The organism is Cupriavidus sp. YAF13, from assembly GCF_052113425.1.
Classification (GTDB): Bacteria; Pseudomonadota; Gammaproteobacteria; order Burkholderiales; family Burkholderiaceae; genus Cupriavidus.
In genome coordinates, this window is the sequence record NZ_JBFRDD010000001.1 from 119,492 (window position 1) to 135,046 (window position 15,555).

Below are 15,555 nucleotides of genomic sequence, written 5' to 3' on the forward strand. Positions count from 1 at the left end.
GGCTGGAGGCGGCTTGCCAACGATGGTAGCGGATGCTTCTGGGTAAGGCTCGGGCGATTCCAAATAAAAAAACCGCTGGCTAGAGCGGGCCGAAGTGACATTGAGCGGACGCTTAAACCGCTCAACCGAAATATCTCATAATTAAGTCAATTATGATGCCACCCGTGGTGGGGGCTTTAAGAGTTTGCGCGGCGCCGGCTTTTTACGCTCCTCCCTGTTTCGGAAAACTGAGAGGTGTGTTCAATTAGGATTATGCGACCTCGCGTGACCACGCCCGGTAGGAAACCTGCGCTGAACATACAGCAGACAATAGAGCAGCCGCCAGTCGTTTTCAAGGTATAGGAAGCGCCCGCTAGTTGGCAAACCGAGGGGTTTCCCTTGGTAAGCCGGAAAGACCTTGAATATCCGAAATGAAATGTATTGAATGCATTGGCCCGGCGCGAGTAGGTAGCACCTGGCGGTCAAGATCTCATAAGAGGTTGCAAGCTACGCCGCCGAGCGATAGCGGCCTTGATGCATCGGTTGCAATCTACGCTTCCCAGCTGCCGTTCAAAAATATAAGAGGCAAGAATGCTGAGCCCACATGAAGTAGCGACCCTCATGCTAGTCCAGGGCGCACCGGATCACACTGAACTCGATCGCGCGGATTTGGAAGCGCTCCGCGAGCACCAACTTGTCAACCTGGAAGAGATCGCTTTAGGGCGCCGACCCTGCATCACGCCCAAGGGCGGCGCTGTCCTCGAGGCCATCACTCGCATACGCTGACGGTCGAGACTGCAAAAGAGTCACTCTATCGGGCCGGCCGGGATGCTCATCCGCGCGACACTGGCTGCGATAGGGCAGTCCGACCCCCGCGCGCGGAGTTCATAAAAAAGCACCCGCGGCCGGGAAGGTGCGGGTGCAGAAGGGAAATGCAGGCCAAATCCGCGTGGCCAGACGGCATTCTAGTGAATTTATGTCCGAGATAACATAACTCTTCAGAGTGGTACTTTCCGAGTTTCCCGCGGGTATTCTCATAGCCAGGCTCTACCCCTCGACCTCCTAGGCATAGAGCAGGCCGTGCAGCGGATTGGCCCCAGAGGCGCGTGGTGATAGTGGCATACGCATTGCGTTGCAACGCATTGAACTCAGACCTATCCTGAAAAAAGAGGTCTTTGTGCTTCGCAACTGTACCGGAGGCCCCCTATGAAGCCCGTGATCCACCACTTCCATACCAACCCGCCTCATCACGGTGCGCGGTACTACTTGGCGATTGCAGTCTGGTTACTGATGCCGGCACTGGCTTACCTAGTGTGGGAGGCAATCTCTGCAGGCCACTGAGATGCGGGAGTGTTTCAAGTAGTAAGCCCTATATACGAAAAGATCCCTATTGGTCACACTTGGCGCTGGCGTGCAGTCCGAGTTTTAAGGGGAGTAGCCGCATCGCAGCGGAGCCACATCATGTTACGGGTATTGGTGCTGTTTCTAATTCTTCTGGTTTTCCGAGCGATTTGGTTGCATCGGCATGTCGCCACTATGCGGTTGGTTCGACGCGACTCGTCGGGCTGGTTGAGTTATGAGTTGCGTCGGCGTGTTCGATTGGCGGCAGTTCCTGCACATATCTCGGCCTATCCCGTTCCGAGAGAGGAGCGCGTCCGTGTCGTTCGGATGGCAGGGCTGGTTCTATGGCACAAGGAACTCAGCGTCGCGCTGCCGAACGAGGCAAGTTCGCATCTGGGCGATATTTCCCCGCAGGAATTCGATGCCCGCTTTCCCAGTTGGCTGCAATTGGGTCCTCCAGGGCACGGCGCTTAGTGCGTGCCTGCATCCGATGCGAGCGAAAAGGGCTCCACCGGTACCAGGCGCTTTTCGGAGAATGTCAGGCCTTCTCTTTGAGGGGCCGTGGCGCCGGTTCTGCATCCATTCGCTCTGCCGGGTAGGGCCGCATGAAGCTGCGTGCCCGCTCTGGATCCCGGCAGGTCAGCCAGTCATCCCATTCCGCCCGCGGCACGATGACGATCATCCGTTTTTCCTTGCCCGGTGCATGGAAGCGGTTCATCAGCGGGTGCTTGTCCGAGTTGATGGTCAGCATGGTGAACGAGAAGGCGCCATCCGGCCAATCCCGCCACAGGCCGGCGATGGCGAACTCCGGGTCGTCCTTCAGCCAGATCTTCCAGCGCACGGACTTGGGTCCGGCTTCGTAGTTCGGCTCGTAGAAGCCGGTCGCCGGCACCAGGCAGAGCTGCCCCTTCTTCCACGGCCCGGAGAACGACCGCTTCTCGCCGACCGTCTCCGATCGCGCGTTGGTGGTGTCGAACTTGGCCACGCCCGGCGGGATGCGGTTTTTGGGCACCATGCCGAACGTGCCCACCAGCGCCTGCCGCGCGCCGTCAGCTTCGGTCACTACGATCGGCGCCGCATAGTCCGGCCAGGTCTCGGGCGGATAGCCCAGGGGCGGCGGCTCGACGCCGAAGACGTCGCGCAGCAGCTGGCGCTGCACCGGGGCGTAATTAGTGCACATCCTCATCTCCTGGCAAGGGCGTGAGTGGCAACACCCGCCGCGCCTTCTCCGAGACGCGCCGGTGCTTGTCCTGCGCATCTTGCCACGTCGCCGAGGTGAATATCTTGTCGATGCCGCCGCCGGCCAGGTGGGTCAGGAAAACCGGTTTGTCGCTTATCTTGTCCGACCACGGGCAGAAGCATGTCCAGACACGGGCATCCTGCTCGGGAAGGTCCGTGCGCAGCACGAAGCGTTTGAACCAGCCCCTCAGAAATTCATGATGGGCGTTCCCGTCCAGCGTCTGGACCGGCTGGCCGTGAGGGTCCAGAAGGTACAGCTGCATTCTGAATGGATCGCCATAGGCATCCGGCGTGCCGCCGCGAACGGCATGGCGCAGCGCGCGTACCCAATTCTCTGGGGTGTCGGGGGGCATGGTGGGGCGGCTGCAGCTAGTCAGCGGCGCGGGAACCGTGCGCGTAGCGGCGTTTTCACCGCCGGCCGGGCCACCTTGATCCGGTGATGCTGGCCATCCTGCTCGAACGACAGGTAATCGGCCGTCCACACCATCTTCTCGATGTGGCGCGTCTCGATGCCATGCACGGTCACCGCGCTGGCCGTGACGGTGACGCCTTCGCAGTCGAGGCGCAGCTCGGCCGTGTCGCCGGGCAGGAACTGGGTTTCCAGGAAGATCGATGCCGCCTGGTAGGTCACAGGGAACATGCCGTCTCCTGCCGGGTAGCGTAGTGGCGCTCACCGCGGGTGCGCAGCCGGATGGTGTTCGGGCCGAGGATGTCGGCGCCATCGGCGAGGCAGAAACTCAGGCGCGCACCGTCGTGTTCGAACGCCAAGCGGTCGATTGTCCACGGCAGCGCCTGGAGGGCCGCTGTATCGACACCCACCAGGTGCAGCGTGGCGCCGGCGGCCTGAGCGGCTGCCTCTACCTCCGGGTTCCATGTGTCGGCCGTGAGCAGCGGATCGTCGATCGTGAGGCTGGGGCAGCGGATGGCCAAACGCGCAGCCCCATGGGACTGGCTATATAGATAGACGGTATCGGGGGCGCAGGCGAACATGTCTCTCTCACTGGATACTGTATGGATATCCAGTATAAGAGTCGTCCTAGGCCGAACGAGGATAGTTGAGTCAACTGTATGGATATACAGCAATCTCTCTACCGCGCACTTATGACCCGAGGTTAAGTGCGCTCACATCAAGGGTCAGGCGATAGCGAACGGGGCACTCTGGATCAGGATCCTCTACGTTTTCCAAAACATAGGGGAAACCACCTAGCGGAAGCGTTTCGACGACGCACCCAACCAGCGTCACTTCCGCTAGCCCAGTCAAGAAAGGAACCAAATCCGCCATTTCTGCGCCGATCGATAAGGGTTCCTCGCCATCGAGATGCCATATTGGCTGTCTGACCTCATTGGAGGGCATTAGCTGAAAGTTGCTGACGGTCAGCTTTGGGCCCTTTGTAGTCGCACTGTGCTCCTGGCCATTCCTCAAATTGACCAGCCTTGAAACGCCTGGGCGATGCTGAGAAAGGCAGTTCAGAAGCTGACTCTCTGGGCTCAGTGCATTGATGAGTTCCTTGTCAAGCAGGTGATCGAGTGACGAATGCTGCCGGCCGAGCTTAAAAAAAATGCCCAGGTATCTGACAGATTTCTGTGACGGCGCGGCGTGCAGCAATAAGAAAGGCTGTGACCAAGCCGTCCAAATTATGGATGACGGGAAAATACGCGTGTGCCTGCGCCTGCGTCCCCTGAGGCAATCGCTTTGCCTGGAACTTTAACAACTCAGTCTGCTGCGCATCCTTGGCGTGGGCGCACTGCAGTAACGTTTCTTTGATTGCATACATCAGGGAAAGCACGTCGTCTCGAGCGCTTTTGTCCAACTGACCCGCCCGAGGAAGCATTTCGAAGGCCGTAATGAAAGTGCTTGCGACGATGGGTGACGCAGACCCGACATCGTGTGTCTTTGCGTTCACCCACATCGCATTCGGATTTGTGCGGTCTGGGTCAATCCCATCCGGGGTCTGCATGAGAAACGTTTCGTGCGGCGTGTATATCTCGAGATGGCGGCTAGGAACTTCGCAAATTAGCTTGATCGCGCCTTCCTTCGTGGAGGGAACCTGAAAGCTGCCAGCGTTGTCGCGGGGGAACATTGATTTGGTCGTCACACTTCGTCTCTCGCAAATGAACTGCGCTGTACCGCTTCTCGCCGGCCTGAGGGAGGGCGCGCGGAAGTGTTGTATTCAGAATGCAAAAAAGCCCACCGCGATGGGTGGGCTTCAATTCAAGTTCCAAATTTTGGAAGTTCTTATTCCAAAATTCTGATTAAGTTAGCAACTGCAAACCTCGCTAACCTTATAAATTCTGGGGTGGCTGATGGGACTCGAACCCACGACGACAGGAATCACAATCCTGGACTCTACCAACTGAGCTACAGCCACCGTCGATGTCGTTCTGCTTGGTGCCGAACGACGAAGAACAAGATCATACAATGCCAAGAGCCGGATGGCTAGTACTCTGCACAAATTTTTTTCAGTGCCGCCTGCTTAACCAGCCAGCTTGGAGGATTCCTCCAACTCGAGCATTCGGCAGATGGCGGCCATGCTGCCAACCATGGTGCGTCGTTGTGCGCCCTGGTAGATGCGTACGCCTTTGGACTGGCGGAAGGGCACGGGCTTGACGGGGCGGCGGGCGGAGAGGCGGTTGGCTGGCAGCATGGCTACACCTGGTGACTTGCAACAACAGTTAGCGGTACCCGCTACGCGGGTGCGTTGGCACAATCGGGTGTCGGCTTGTACGGGGTTCGCCCGTCTCAGCCGCACTCGTCAGAAGGCGCCGGGGCGGATGAGACCGACAGCGATGCCTTCTAGTGAGAACTCTTCACGGCCGGCTTGCACGATGATGCTGGGGAAGTCGGGGTTCTCGGCGATCAGCTCGATGATGTCGCCGCGGCGGTTGAGGCGTTTGACGGTGACGTCGTCGCCTAGGCGCGCTACAACGATCTTGCCGTTGGCGGCTTCGCTGGCGCGCTTGACGGCGAGCAGGTCGCCATCGAGGATGCCGGCGTCGCGCATGCTGAGACCACGCACCCGCAGGAGGTAATCGGGCTGCACGTCGAACACCGAGGCGTCGACCTGGTATTGGCGGTCGATGTGTTCGGCGGCGAGGATCGGGCTGCCGGCTGCGACGCGCCCGACCAATGGCAGGGTTAGCTGCATGACGCCGGCCATGGGCAGCGAGAACTGGTCGGGTAGCTCGGAGTCGCTGCGGGAGACCTTGAGGCGAATGCCGCGTGAGGCGCCGGGGGTGAGCTCGATCACGCCTTTGCGGGCCAGGGCACGTAAATGTTCCTCGGCTGCATTGGGTGAGGAGAAGCCGAACTTGGCGGCGATCTCTGCGCGCGTGGGCGGGAAGCCCGTGTGCTGGAGGCTGCTGCGGATCAAGTCGAAAATCTGCTGCTGTCGCGGTGTCAGGGTCGCCATGGTCGCCGGTGTTTGAAAGCACTGTATGTTTAAACAGTATGCTGTGATTTTATACAGTATCGAGTGAAGTGCAAGCGGAATTTTTGGGAGTTTGCGCATTGACAGGTGCGTCCCACGGGTCTTGGCGCGTGCCGTGGCGGGTGGGCGGAGGGTTACAATCCGCGGCACTGAAGCGTCTTGCGTTGCGTACTGTTCAACTTTTCTGGCTGCCGGCCACTTTCCCACTTTCCCGCCATGTCTCTCCTGCCTCGTGTCGTCGTGCTCGCTACCGGCGGCACCATTGCCGGTTCTTCTTCCAACCCAGCCAGCAGCGCGAAGTACCAGGCGGCGACGGTGCCGGTGACGGCGCTGCTCGACGCGGTGCCGGCGCTGGGCGCGGTGGCGCGGATCGAGGCCGAGCAGGTTGCGCAGGTGGATAGCAAGGACATGTCGTTCGCGCTCTGGTCCAGGTTGGTGGGGCGCGTGGCGTACTGGTCCGCGCAGCCCGATGTGTCGGGCATTGTCATTACGCACGGCACCGATACCCTGGAAGAGACGGCCATGCTGCTGCACCTGGCTTGCGTGGGTACGGTGCCGGTTGTGCTGACGGCTGCAATGCGGCCGTCGACCTCGTTGTCGGCGGATGGCCCGTTGAACCTGCTGGATGCGGTGCGCGTAGCGGCGGATGCCGGCGCGACGGCGAAGGGCGTGCTGCTGGTGATCAATCAGGAGATTCATGCAGGGCGCGATGTGATGAAGGCGCACACATCGGCGGTGAATGCGTTTGTGTCGCCGGTATCCGGGCCGATTGGTTTTGTTCAGGACAACCTCGTGCGCTTTGTGCGCACCCCCGGCCGCTTGCCGGCCAAGGCCTGGCCGGTTCCAGGTGCATGGCCGCAGGTCGAGATCGTGGCTAGCTATGCGGAACCGGGCCGGATCGTGGTGGATGCCTTGGCGCAGGCGGGCGTGTCAGGCCTGGTCGTGGCGGCCGCTGGCAACGGGTCGGTCCACCAGTCGCTGGCGGAGGCGCTAACTGATGCTGCCAGCGCCGGCGTGGCAGTGGTGCGCAGTTCGCGCACCGGGGCGGGGCATGTGGCGATTCCAGCACCTCCCAAGCCGGCCGCGGGCGTTTTTGTTTCGGCCGGCGACCTCAATCCTTATAAAGCGCGCGTGCTCCTGGCGCTGGCTCTGGCCGCGGAGCCAGGACTGGCAAGGGATCCGGCTGCGCTGCAGGCGCGATTCACCGAAAACTGAGGCAGCTTGCTCCCGATAGCAAAAGCACGCTATACTATAAGGCTATTCAACCTTGCTGCACCGGACATGGCGCTCGGGCAGCTTATCCAAAAGGAGCGTCAATGCGTCATTACGAAATCGTATTTATCGTCCATCCGGACCAGAGCGAACAAGTCCCGGCCATGATCGAGCGTTACAAGACGCTGGTCACGTCCCAGGAAGGCCAGATCCACCGCGTGGAAGACTGGGGTCGCCGTCAGATGGCCTACATGATCCAGAAGCTGGCCAAGGCTCATTACGTTTGCCTGAACATCGAATGCGGCAAGGAAACCCTGGCTGAACTCGAACACGCGTTCAAGTTCAACGATGCAGTGCTGCGCCACCTCATCGTTCAGACCAAGAAGGCTGAAACCGCACCGTCCCCGATGATGAAGGAAGTGCAGCGCGAAGAAGCTCGCAAGGCCGCGCAACAGACCAGCGAAGTCCAGGCCGCCTAAGTGCGGACTGTTGTGGTTGCCGCCGGCGTTGATCGCCGCGGCGGCAAGTGCGGGCATCGGTGCGGGAGAGTGCGTTGAACCAGTTAAGGCTCTGCGCAACGCTCGCGGAACGCGATGCCTTGCGTTACACCCCGGCCGGGGTCCCCGTGGTCAACTGCATCTTGCAGTACGCGGGCGAGACGGTCGAGGCGCAAACGCCCAGGCAGGTGGAGTTCGCCATCGCCGCCATGGGAATTGGTCAGATCGGCCAGCGGCTTGAGCGTACCCCGCTCGGCGCGATGCTCGACTGCGAAGGATTCCTGGCCCGCAGGCACCGCAACAGCAAGGCTCTCGTCTTTCACATCACTGGATGTAAAGCATTCGAAAAGGATTGAATCATGGCATTCGTCAAACGTGACAACAAGAACAAGAAGCGCTTCCAACAGCAAAACCCGCTGTTCAAGCGCAAGCGCTTCTGCCGCTTCACCGTGGCTGGCGTGGAACAGATCGACTACAAGGATCTGGACACCCTGAAGGATTTCATCGGCGACAACGGCAAGATCACGCCGGCCCGCCTGACCGGCACCAAGGCGCACTATCAGCGTCAGCTCGACACGGCCATCAAGCGCGCGCGTTTCCTCGCGCTGATGCCCTACACCGACCTGCACAAGAACTGATCGGCCCTAGGTCCGTTAAGGAGAAAACACGATGCAAATTATTCTGCTTGAAAAAGTCATCAACCTGGGCAACCTGGGTGACATCGTTCGCGTGAAGGACGGCTACGCCCGTAACTTCCTGATCCCGAACAAGAAGGCCCGCCGCGCTACCCAGACCGCTATCAGCGAGTTTGAAGTCAAGCGCGCCGAACTGGAAAAGGCAGCCGCTGAAAAGCTGGCAGCTTCGCAAGCCGAAGGCGAAAAGCTGAACGGCCTGACCGTGCAGATCACCCAGAAGTCGGGTGTGGACGGCCGCCTGTTCGGGTCGGTGACCAACGCCGACATCGCTGAAGCTCTGGCTGGCCAAGGCTTCAAGGTCGAGAAGGCGCAAGTGCGCCTGCCGAATGGTCCGCTGAAGGTTGTTGGCGACCACCCGGTCAGCGTCTCGCTGCACACCGACGTGCTGGTCGACGTGACGGTTTCCGTCCTGGGCGAACACGCCTAAGCATCGGCCTTGCTGCCGGTTCCCACTTGTCCTTCGGGCTGGTGGGGACCGGATGCCAGCGCCGCTTGCTTGACCAAACAAAAAGGCAGGAGCATCGCGCTCCTGCCTTTTTGTTTGGCCGCGCCCCTTGCTTGCCTGATCGGCGTATTGGCTGATTGCTACAGGGCGGGGCCGGTTGTCCCGCCGTCACATGGCAGGATGCCCCAACAGCCGGCTGCGAATTCTCCGCCGGCTCGCTGGCGCCGACCGTTATAATCCCTCCCTATGAACGCGCCTGTCGCAGACCCCCAACTAGACAATCTCAAGGTACCGCCGCATTCCATCGAGGCCGAGCAATCGGTGCTGGGTGGCCTGCTGCTGGACAACGCCGCCTGGGACCGTATCGCCGACTTCCTGAACGAAGCCGATTTCTATCGCTTCGATCACCGGATGATCTTCCAGAGCATCTCCCGCTTGATCGCCGCCACCAAGCCCGCCGACGTCATCACCGTCTACGAGTCGCTGCAAGGCGCTGGCAAGGCGGAAGAGGTGGGCGGCCTGGCCTATCTGAATTCCCTGGCGCAGAACACGCCTAGCGCGGCTAATATCCGCCGCTATGCGGAGATCGTGCGCGAGCGCTCGGTGCTGCGCAAGCTGGTGACCGTGGCCGACGATATCGCTACCGCGGCCTTCGCCCCCAAAGGGCGCGAGGTGCGGGAACTGCTCGACGAGGCGGAATCCAAGGTGTTCGCCATCGCCGAGGAAGGCTCGCGCGGGCAGAAGGGGTTCCAGGAAATCCAGCCGCTGCTGACCCAGGTGGTCGAGCGCATCGACGAGCTGTACCACCGTGACTCGAGCACCGACGTCACCGGCGTGCCTACCGGCTTTATCGACTTGGACCGCATGACCAGTGGCATGCAGGCCGGCGACCTGATCATCGTAGCGGGACGCCCCTCCATGGGTAAGACCGCTTTCTCGCTGAATATCGGCGAGCACGTGGCGGTGGAGCAGGGCCTGCCGGTGGCTGTGTTCTCGATGGAAATGGCAGGCACGCAGCTGGCCATGCGTATGCTGGGCTCGGTCGGCCGGCTTGACCAGCACCGCCTGCGTACCGGCCGCCTGCTCGACGAAGACTGGCCGCGGCTCACGCACGCCATCCAGCGCATGAACGATGCGCAATTGTTCATCGACGAAACACCGGCGTTGAGTTCGATGGAGCTGCGCGCCCGTTCGCGCCGGCTGGCGCGCCAGTGCGGCCAGCTCGGACTGATCGTCATCGACTACCTGCAGCTGATGTCGGGCTCGGGCGGCGGCGAAAACCGCGCTACCGAAATCTCGGAAATCTCGCGCTCGCTCAAGGGCTTGGCCAAGGAACTCAACTGTCCGGTGATTGCACTGTCGCAGCTGAACCGAAGCCTGGAACAGCGCCCGAACAAGCGCCCGGTGATGTCCGACTTGCGCGAATCCGGCGCTATCGAGCAGGATGCCGACGTGATCCTGTTTATTTACCGCGACGAGGTCTACAACCCCGATTCGCAGGACAAGGGCACGTCCGAGATCATCATCGGCAAGCAGCGTAATGGCCCAATTGGCACCGTGCGGCTGACGTTCCTGGGCCAGTTCACCAAGTTCGACAACTTCAGCGGTGGCCCCGCCTTCTTCGACAACGACAACTGAAGCCAGTCTTGGCGCGGCTTGCCGGGCATCGTGGCTCGGTGGCCACAGTTGATCGTGCCTGCCGTGTGTCAAAGTCCCCCGGCATCGCCGCACAAACCTGTAAAATATTGCGTTTTGATGACAGCCGCCCTCGGGCGGCTGTCGTTTAATGCGTATCCGCCTGATTCAGTAACTACCCGCGGCGCCCCCGCGCTTCGACAAGGAACATTCCATGTTCGGCCGATTCATGCCCACTGAGGGCAAGTTCTTCGAATACTTCAACCAGCATGCTGATTGCGCGGTGACCGCCGCCCGCGAGCTGGAAGTGCTGGTCAACGACCTGCCCAATGCCGAGGCCCACGCCCGCCGCGTGCAGGCCACGGAAAAGAAAGCCGATCGCATCACGCACGACACGATCGACCTGCTGCACAAGACCTTCATCACGCCGCTGGACCGCGATGAGATCCACAAGCTCATCACCACCATGGACGACATCCTCGACCTGATGGAAGACGTGGCTGAAACCATCTCACTGTACGACGTGACCAGCCTGACCGACGAGGCGCGCAAGCTGGCCTCGATCTGCGTGCAGTGTTGCGACCAGGTCAAGATCGCGGTAGGCCTGCTCGAGGACATGAGCAATGCTGGCGCCATCCTGAAGACGGCGCAGCAGATCGACCAGCTCGAGTCCGAGGCCGATCGCGTGATGCGCGCCGCCATGTCCAAGCTGTTCCGCGACGAAACGGACGTCAAGCGCCTGATCAAGCTGAAGGCGATCTACGAGCAGCTCGAAACCATTACCGACAAGTGCGAGGACGTCGCCAACATTCTCGAAGGCATCGTCCTGGAAAACGCCTGAGGCACAAATCGGCATGCAAACAATACAAATGAGCCTGTGGGTCATCGGCCTGCTGGTGGCTCTCGCCCTGCTGTTCGATTTCATGAACGGCTTTCACGATGCCGCCAACTCGATTGCCACGGTGGTGTCGACGGGCGTGCTCAAGCCGCACCACGCGGTGGCCATGGCGGCCATGTGCAACGTGGTGGCGATTTTCATCTTCCACCTGAAGGTGGCGGCAACCGTCGGCACTGGCACGATCGACGTCAACATCGTCGATCACTACGTGATCTTCGGTGCCCTGATGGGTGCCATTGCCTGGAACCTGATCACCTGGTACTACGGCATTCCCTCGTCGTCCTCGCACGCGCTGATCGGTGGCCTGGTTGGGGCCGCTGTGGCCAAGAGCGGCACCAGCGCCCTGGTGGGCGGTGGTCTTCTCAAGACCGTGGCTTTTATCGTCATTTCGCCGCTGCTGGGCTTCCTGCTTGGCTCGCTGATGATGGTGATCGTGGCCTGGACATTCTTCCGCACGCCGCCGTCGCGAGTCGATCGCTGGTTCCGCAGGCTGCAACTGGTCTCGGCATCGCTGTACAGCCTGGGCCATGGCGGCAATGACGCGCAGAAGACCATCGGCATCATCTGGATGTTGCTGATCGCCAGCGGCCACGTGGCGCAGGGCGGTGCGGAGCCGCCGATCTGGGTCATCGTTTCCTGCTACGTGGCGATCGGCATGGGCACCATGTTTGGCGGCTGGCGCATCGTGCGTACCATGGGCCAGAAGATCACCAAGCTCAAGCCGGTAGGCGGCTTCTGCGCGGAGACGGGCGGTGCCATCACGCTGTTCATCGCCTCGGCGCTGGGCGTGCCGGTGTCGACCACCCATACCATCACCGGCGCCATCGTCGGCGTGGGCTCGGTGCAGAAGATGTCGGCGGTGCGCTGGGGCGTGGCCGGCAACATCGTCTGGGCCTGGGTGCTGACGATTCCCGCATCCGCCTTCATGGCTGCCATCGCATGGTGGATTGGCCGGCAGATCCTCTAAGGCTCCGGGCTATCGGATTCTCGCTCGACAAGCCAACAAAAAGCCAGGCGCAATGCCTGGCTTTTTGTTTTTTGGGAAGGCCGGAGCCGATGGCTATCGATTGGCGAACGCGGCAATCGGATCGTCATCCACGGGGGGCGGCGGTGCTGCTGGTGCGGCCGGGGGCGCGATCGATGCTGGCGCCTGGTTGATGCCCGACGCAACCCGCCGCGCGCCGTTGTACCGGGAGGCCCAGTACGACTTGCTCATGTCTTCGAGCCGTACCGTGCCGCCGGTGGAGGGCGCATGGACAAAGCGATTCTGCCCGACATAGACGCCGACATGCGAATTGGCCCGGCCGGTGGTATTGAAGAAAACCAGGTCGCCCGAGGCTACCTGGCTGCGCTCCAGCGAGACGCCGCGGTCGCCCATGGCTTCGGTGGTGCGTGGCAGGTTGACGTTGGCGGCGCGCAGCACCACATAGCGGACCAGGCCGCTGCAGTCGAAGCCCGAGTCAGGCGTATTGCCGCCGTAGCGATAGGGCGTGCCCACCAGCGACATCGCCTGGATGGAGACTTCTTCCAGCCCGGCGCTGGGATCCACCATGGGAGTGCCTGCCGGGCGCGGCTGGGCGCTATAGCGCCCAGGCGGCGTCGAGGCGCAGGCTGCGAGCAGCAATGCCGCCACGCAAAGCAGGGGCAGGCGGGTAGTGCGGAAGACGTTGGCCCGGCTGGGCACACGTTTTCCGGCAGGGGCTATCTGGCGCAGAGGCATCCTTCTCGGTCCGATCCCGGGTCAGGAGCCGTGGCGCGAGGGGAGCCGGCGAGGGGGCTCCCCTGGGCGCCTTACCAGCGCAATTGCGCGTTGTAGGTGCCCGTACTCACGTTGACCGACTTGGCCTGTCCCTTATAAGTCGCTTCGATATTGTAGCTGCCTTGCGGGGCCTTGATCAGGCACTTGGGCCCGGAAGCGGTGAAGCTGGCCACTTCGTGGCCTTCGCGCGTCATCTTGACGGCTACGTCGGCAAGGTATTCGCCGCGCTCGCCCTGGGTAAACAGCAGGCCGATGTTGAAGTTCTTCTGCTGCGCGGCCAGTTGCTGTTGTTCGTCCGCGGCAATGCCGCCGCAGACGTAGCTGACGGGGCCCATGGTGCGGATCACCATTTCGTCGGCGGCGAGCGCGGGACCCGCAAGCAACGAGACCGCGGCAATCGCGACGCTGCTGGCCAGCGCGAGCCGCAGCGGTGTGTGATACAGGTGGTTGTCCATCAATGTCTCCATCGATCCAACAAGCCGGGAGGGGCAAAAAAAGCGCCCGCCAGGCTCCGGCACGCGAGATGCCGAAATGGCGGGCGCTCCGGATGCTTTGATGCTAGGCCACGCCGGCAGGCAAATCTGCCGGTCGTGGTCCTACAAGGCATCCGATGGTTCCAGAGGTTGCGAAGGCTTGGTCTTAACCGGTGATGCGCCCCTTAAAGGACATCCGCGGCATGGTCGGCCAGGCGCGAGCGCTCGCCGCGTGCCAGCGTCACATGGCCACTGTGGCTCCAGCCCTTGAACCGGTCGACCACGTAGGTAAGGCCGGACGATCCTTCGGTCAGGTATGGCGTGTCGATCTGCGCGATGTTGCCCAGGCAGATGATCTTGGTGCCGGGGCCGGCACGCGTTACCAGCGTCTTCATCTGCTTGGGCGTCAGGTTCTGGGCCTCGTCGATGATGACGAACTTGTTGACGAAGGTGCGTCCGCGCATGAAGTTCATGCTCTTGACCTTGATGCGCGAGCGGATCAGTTCCTGGGTGGCGGCGCGGCCCCACTCGCCGGCGCTGTCGTCGCTCTTTTGCAGCACTTCCAGGTTGTCGTCGAAGGCACCCATCCAGGGCTGCATCTTTTCTTCCTCGGTGCCCGGCAGGAAGCCGATGTCCTCGCCGACCGGCACGGTGGCGCGGGTGACGATGATCTCGTTGTAGAGCTTCTGGTCGAGCACCTGCTCCAGGCCGGCCGCCAGCGCCAGCAGGGTCTTGCCGGTACCGGCCTGGCCCAGCAAGGTGACGAAGTCGATCTCCGGATGCATCAGAAGGTTGAGCGCGAAGTTCTGTTCGCGGTTGCGGGCGGTCACGCTCCACACATTGTTCTTGTGGTGCGTGTAGTCCTTGAGCGTTTGCAGCAGCGCGGTCTTGCCGTTGATCTCCTTGACCTGGGCGTACAGCGGCAGGCTGCCGTCGCTGGGTTCCAGGAAGACAAACTGGTTGACCAGGAAGGAGGGCACCAGCGGGCCCGTCAGGCGATAGAACATCGCGCCGGACTTCGGGTCCTGCCAGCTTTCCACCCCCTTGCCATGCTTGGCCCAGAAGTCGTTGGGCAGCAGCATCACGCCCGAGTACAGCAGGTCCTTGTCCTCGAGGACCTGGTCGTTGAAGTAGTCCTCGGCTGGCAGGCCGAGCGCGCGCGCCTTGATGCGCATGTTGATGTCTTTCGACACCAGCACGACCTGGCGCTCCGGGAACTGCTGCTGCAGGGCGCTGACCACGCCCAGGATCTGGTTGTCCGCCTTGCCCTGCGGCAGGCCGTCGGGCAGCTTGATCTCATTGAGCTTGGTTTGCAGGAACAGCTTGCCCTGCGCGTCGCGGTTGCCCAGCTTGGCGAGCGGCAAGCCCTCGTCGAGCACGCCGTCGGTGCCGCCCACCAGCGCGTCGAGCGTGCGGCTGACGGTGCGGGCGTTGCGCGCGACTTCGCTCATCCCCTTCTTGTGGTTGTCCAGCTCCTCGAGCGTCATCATCGGCAGATAGACGTCGTGCTCTTCGAAGCGGAACAGCGAGGACGGGTCGTGCATCAACACATTGGTGTCCAGCACGAACAGCTTGCTGGGGCCGGTGTGTTTCTGCAGGCGACGGTTGGTCGTGCCGGGGGCCTTGGCGGGAGCCTTGGGCACGGCGGCCAGCGATGGCACGGACTTCAGCGCGGACGGCGGCGCATCCTTGGTGCGCGCTCGCGTCGAACCGCTGGCGCTGGCCACCACGGCCGGCGCATTTTCCGCTTTGCTAGTTCCGGTTTCCAGCAAGGCCACTCGCTCCAGCGCCGGCACAGGTTTCTTACCCTGCGACGCTGATTTGGCCTTAGTCAGCTTGGTCACCGGGGCGAATTCGCTCGGGTCAAGCAATTGGGCAGGCTTGGCGGGCATGGTCGGCAGCGGCATGCTAGGCTTTCCTTTCAGGGGGAGAAGACGGCTGGAAAACGGCGCAG

Annotated in this window: 19 protein-coding genes and 1 tRNA gene; 9 read left to right on the forward strand and 11 right to left on the reverse strand. The window is 61.7% G+C overall.

The window, feature by feature from the left end; translation table 11 throughout:
- Positions 1-570: 570 nt before the first annotated feature.
- Positions 571-765, forward strand: a complete 195-nt coding sequence (locus AB4061_RS00845; RefSeq protein ID WP_441630051.1) for a hypothetical protein — start codon at positions 571-573, stop codon at positions 763-765.
- Between the two features lie 1,093 nt (positions 766-1,858).
- Here AB4061_RS00845 and AB4061_RS00850 read toward each other — a convergent pair.
- From AB4061_RS00850 to lexA, 8 genes are all read right to left on the reverse strand, one after another.
- Positions 1,859-2,500 (reverse strand): SOS response-associated peptidase, encoded by a 642-nt coding sequence (locus AB4061_RS00850; RefSeq protein WP_441630053.1) that lies wholly within the window; start codon positions 2,498-2,500, stop codon positions 1,859-1,861.
- On the reverse strand, positions 2,490-2,912 hold the full coding sequence (locus AB4061_RS00855) for a hypothetical protein (RefSeq protein ID WP_441630055.1): 423 nt from the start codon (positions 2,910-2,912) through the stop codon (positions 2,490-2,492). Before AB4061_RS00855 ends, AB4061_RS00850 begins: the two co-directional genes overlap by 11 nt.
- A 20-nt stretch (positions 2,913-2,932) precedes the next feature.
- Positions 2,933-3,199, reverse strand: a complete 267-nt coding sequence (locus tag AB4061_RS00860; RefSeq protein ID WP_441630057.1) for a hypothetical protein — start codon at positions 3,197-3,199, stop codon at positions 2,933-2,935.
- Positions 3,187-3,549, reverse strand: coding sequence for a hypothetical protein (locus tag AB4061_RS00865; RefSeq protein WP_441630059.1), 363 nt, complete (start codon positions 3,547-3,549; stop codon positions 3,187-3,189). Before AB4061_RS00865 ends, AB4061_RS00860 begins: the two co-directional genes overlap by 13 nt.
- Positions 3,550-4,109: 560 nt before the next feature.
- The gene (locus tag AB4061_RS00870; protein WP_441630061.1) at positions 4,110-4,640 is read right to left on the reverse strand and encodes a hypothetical protein; all 531 of its coding nucleotides are present in this window, start codon (positions 4,638-4,640) and stop codon (positions 4,110-4,112) included.
- A 212-nt stretch (positions 4,641-4,852) separates the two neighbouring features.
- Positions 4,853-4,928: transfer RNA gene (locus AB4061_RS00875), tRNA-His, on the reverse strand.
- A 105-nt stretch (positions 4,929-5,033) separates the two neighbouring features.
- A complete protein-coding gene (locus AB4061_RS00880) occupies positions 5,034-5,204 on the reverse strand; it encodes a hypothetical protein (RefSeq protein ID WP_170301734.1) in 171 nt (56 codons plus the stop codon).
- 108 nt (positions 5,205-5,312) lie between these two features.
- Positions 5,313-5,969 (reverse strand): transcriptional repressor LexA, encoded by a 657-nt coding sequence (gene lexA, locus AB4061_RS00885; protein WP_441630064.1) that lies wholly within the window; start codon positions 5,967-5,969, stop codon positions 5,313-5,315.
- 234 nt (positions 5,970-6,203) lie between these two features.
- Here lexA and AB4061_RS00890 point away from each other — a divergent pair, with 234 nt between their 5' ends.
- The 8 genes from AB4061_RS00890 (at position 6,204) to AB4061_RS00925 (ending at position 12,336) form a co-directional block, all read left to right on the forward strand.
- Positions 6,204-7,202, forward strand: a complete 999-nt coding sequence (locus AB4061_RS00890) for an asparaginase (protein WP_441630066.1) — start codon at positions 6,204-6,206, stop codon at positions 7,200-7,202.
- 101 nt (positions 7,203-7,303) lie between these two features.
- Positions 7,304-7,678: a 30S ribosomal protein S6 gene (gene rpsF / locus AB4061_RS00895; RefSeq protein WP_006163598.1), complete on the forward strand. Its 375-nt coding sequence runs from the start codon at positions 7,304-7,306 to the stop codon at positions 7,676-7,678.
- A gap of 74 nt (positions 7,679-7,752) precedes the next feature.
- Entirely contained in the window at positions 7,753-8,052 is a 300-nt protein-coding gene (gene priB / locus AB4061_RS00900; protein WP_043352030.1) for a primosomal replication protein N, read from the forward strand.
- Between the two features lie 3 nt (positions 8,053-8,055).
- On the forward strand, positions 8,056-8,334 hold the full coding sequence (rpsR, locus tag AB4061_RS00905) for a 30S ribosomal protein S18 (protein ID WP_006163606.1): 279 nt from the start codon (positions 8,056-8,058) through the stop codon (positions 8,332-8,334).
- A 31-nt stretch (positions 8,335-8,365) separates the two neighbouring features.
- Positions 8,366-8,818: a 50S ribosomal protein L9 gene (rplI, locus tag AB4061_RS00910; RefSeq protein WP_150983655.1), complete on the forward strand. Its 453-nt coding sequence runs from the start codon at positions 8,366-8,368 to the stop codon at positions 8,816-8,818.
- 264 nt (positions 8,819-9,082) lie between these two features.
- On the forward strand, positions 9,083-10,474 hold the full coding sequence (locus AB4061_RS00915) for a replicative DNA helicase (RefSeq protein ID WP_043347242.1): 1,392 nt from the start codon (positions 9,083-9,085) through the stop codon (positions 10,472-10,474).
- A 211-nt stretch (positions 10,475-10,685) separates the two neighbouring features.
- A complete protein-coding gene (locus AB4061_RS00920) occupies positions 10,686-11,312 on the forward strand; it encodes a DUF47 domain-containing protein (RefSeq protein ID WP_043347240.1) in 627 nt (208 codons plus the stop codon).
- Between the two features lie 13 nt (positions 11,313-11,325).
- Entirely contained in the window at positions 11,326-12,336 is a 1,011-nt protein-coding gene (locus tag AB4061_RS00925) for an inorganic phosphate transporter (RefSeq protein WP_416048916.1), read from the forward strand.
- Between the two features lie 93 nt (positions 12,337-12,429).
- On the opposite strand, the gene AB4061_RS00930 is transcribed toward AB4061_RS00925, so the two are convergent.
- The 3 genes from AB4061_RS00930 to AB4061_RS00940 all read right to left on the reverse strand — a co-directional run bounded on the left by AB4061_RS00930 (position 12,430) and on the right by AB4061_RS00940 (position 15,508).
- Positions 12,430-13,089 (reverse strand): C40 family peptidase, encoded by a 660-nt coding sequence (locus AB4061_RS00930; protein WP_441630070.1) that lies wholly within the window; start codon positions 13,087-13,089, stop codon positions 12,430-12,432.
- Positions 13,090-13,160: 71 nt separating this feature from the next.
- Positions 13,161-13,583, reverse strand: coding sequence for a hypothetical protein (locus AB4061_RS00935; protein WP_441630072.1), 423 nt, complete (start codon positions 13,581-13,583; stop codon positions 13,161-13,163).
- 203 nt (positions 13,584-13,786) lie between these two features.
- Positions 13,787-15,508: a PhoH family protein gene (locus AB4061_RS00940; protein ID WP_441630074.1), complete on the reverse strand. Its 1,722-nt coding sequence runs from the start codon at positions 15,506-15,508 to the stop codon at positions 13,787-13,789.
- Positions 15,509-15,555: the final 47 nt, after the last annotated feature.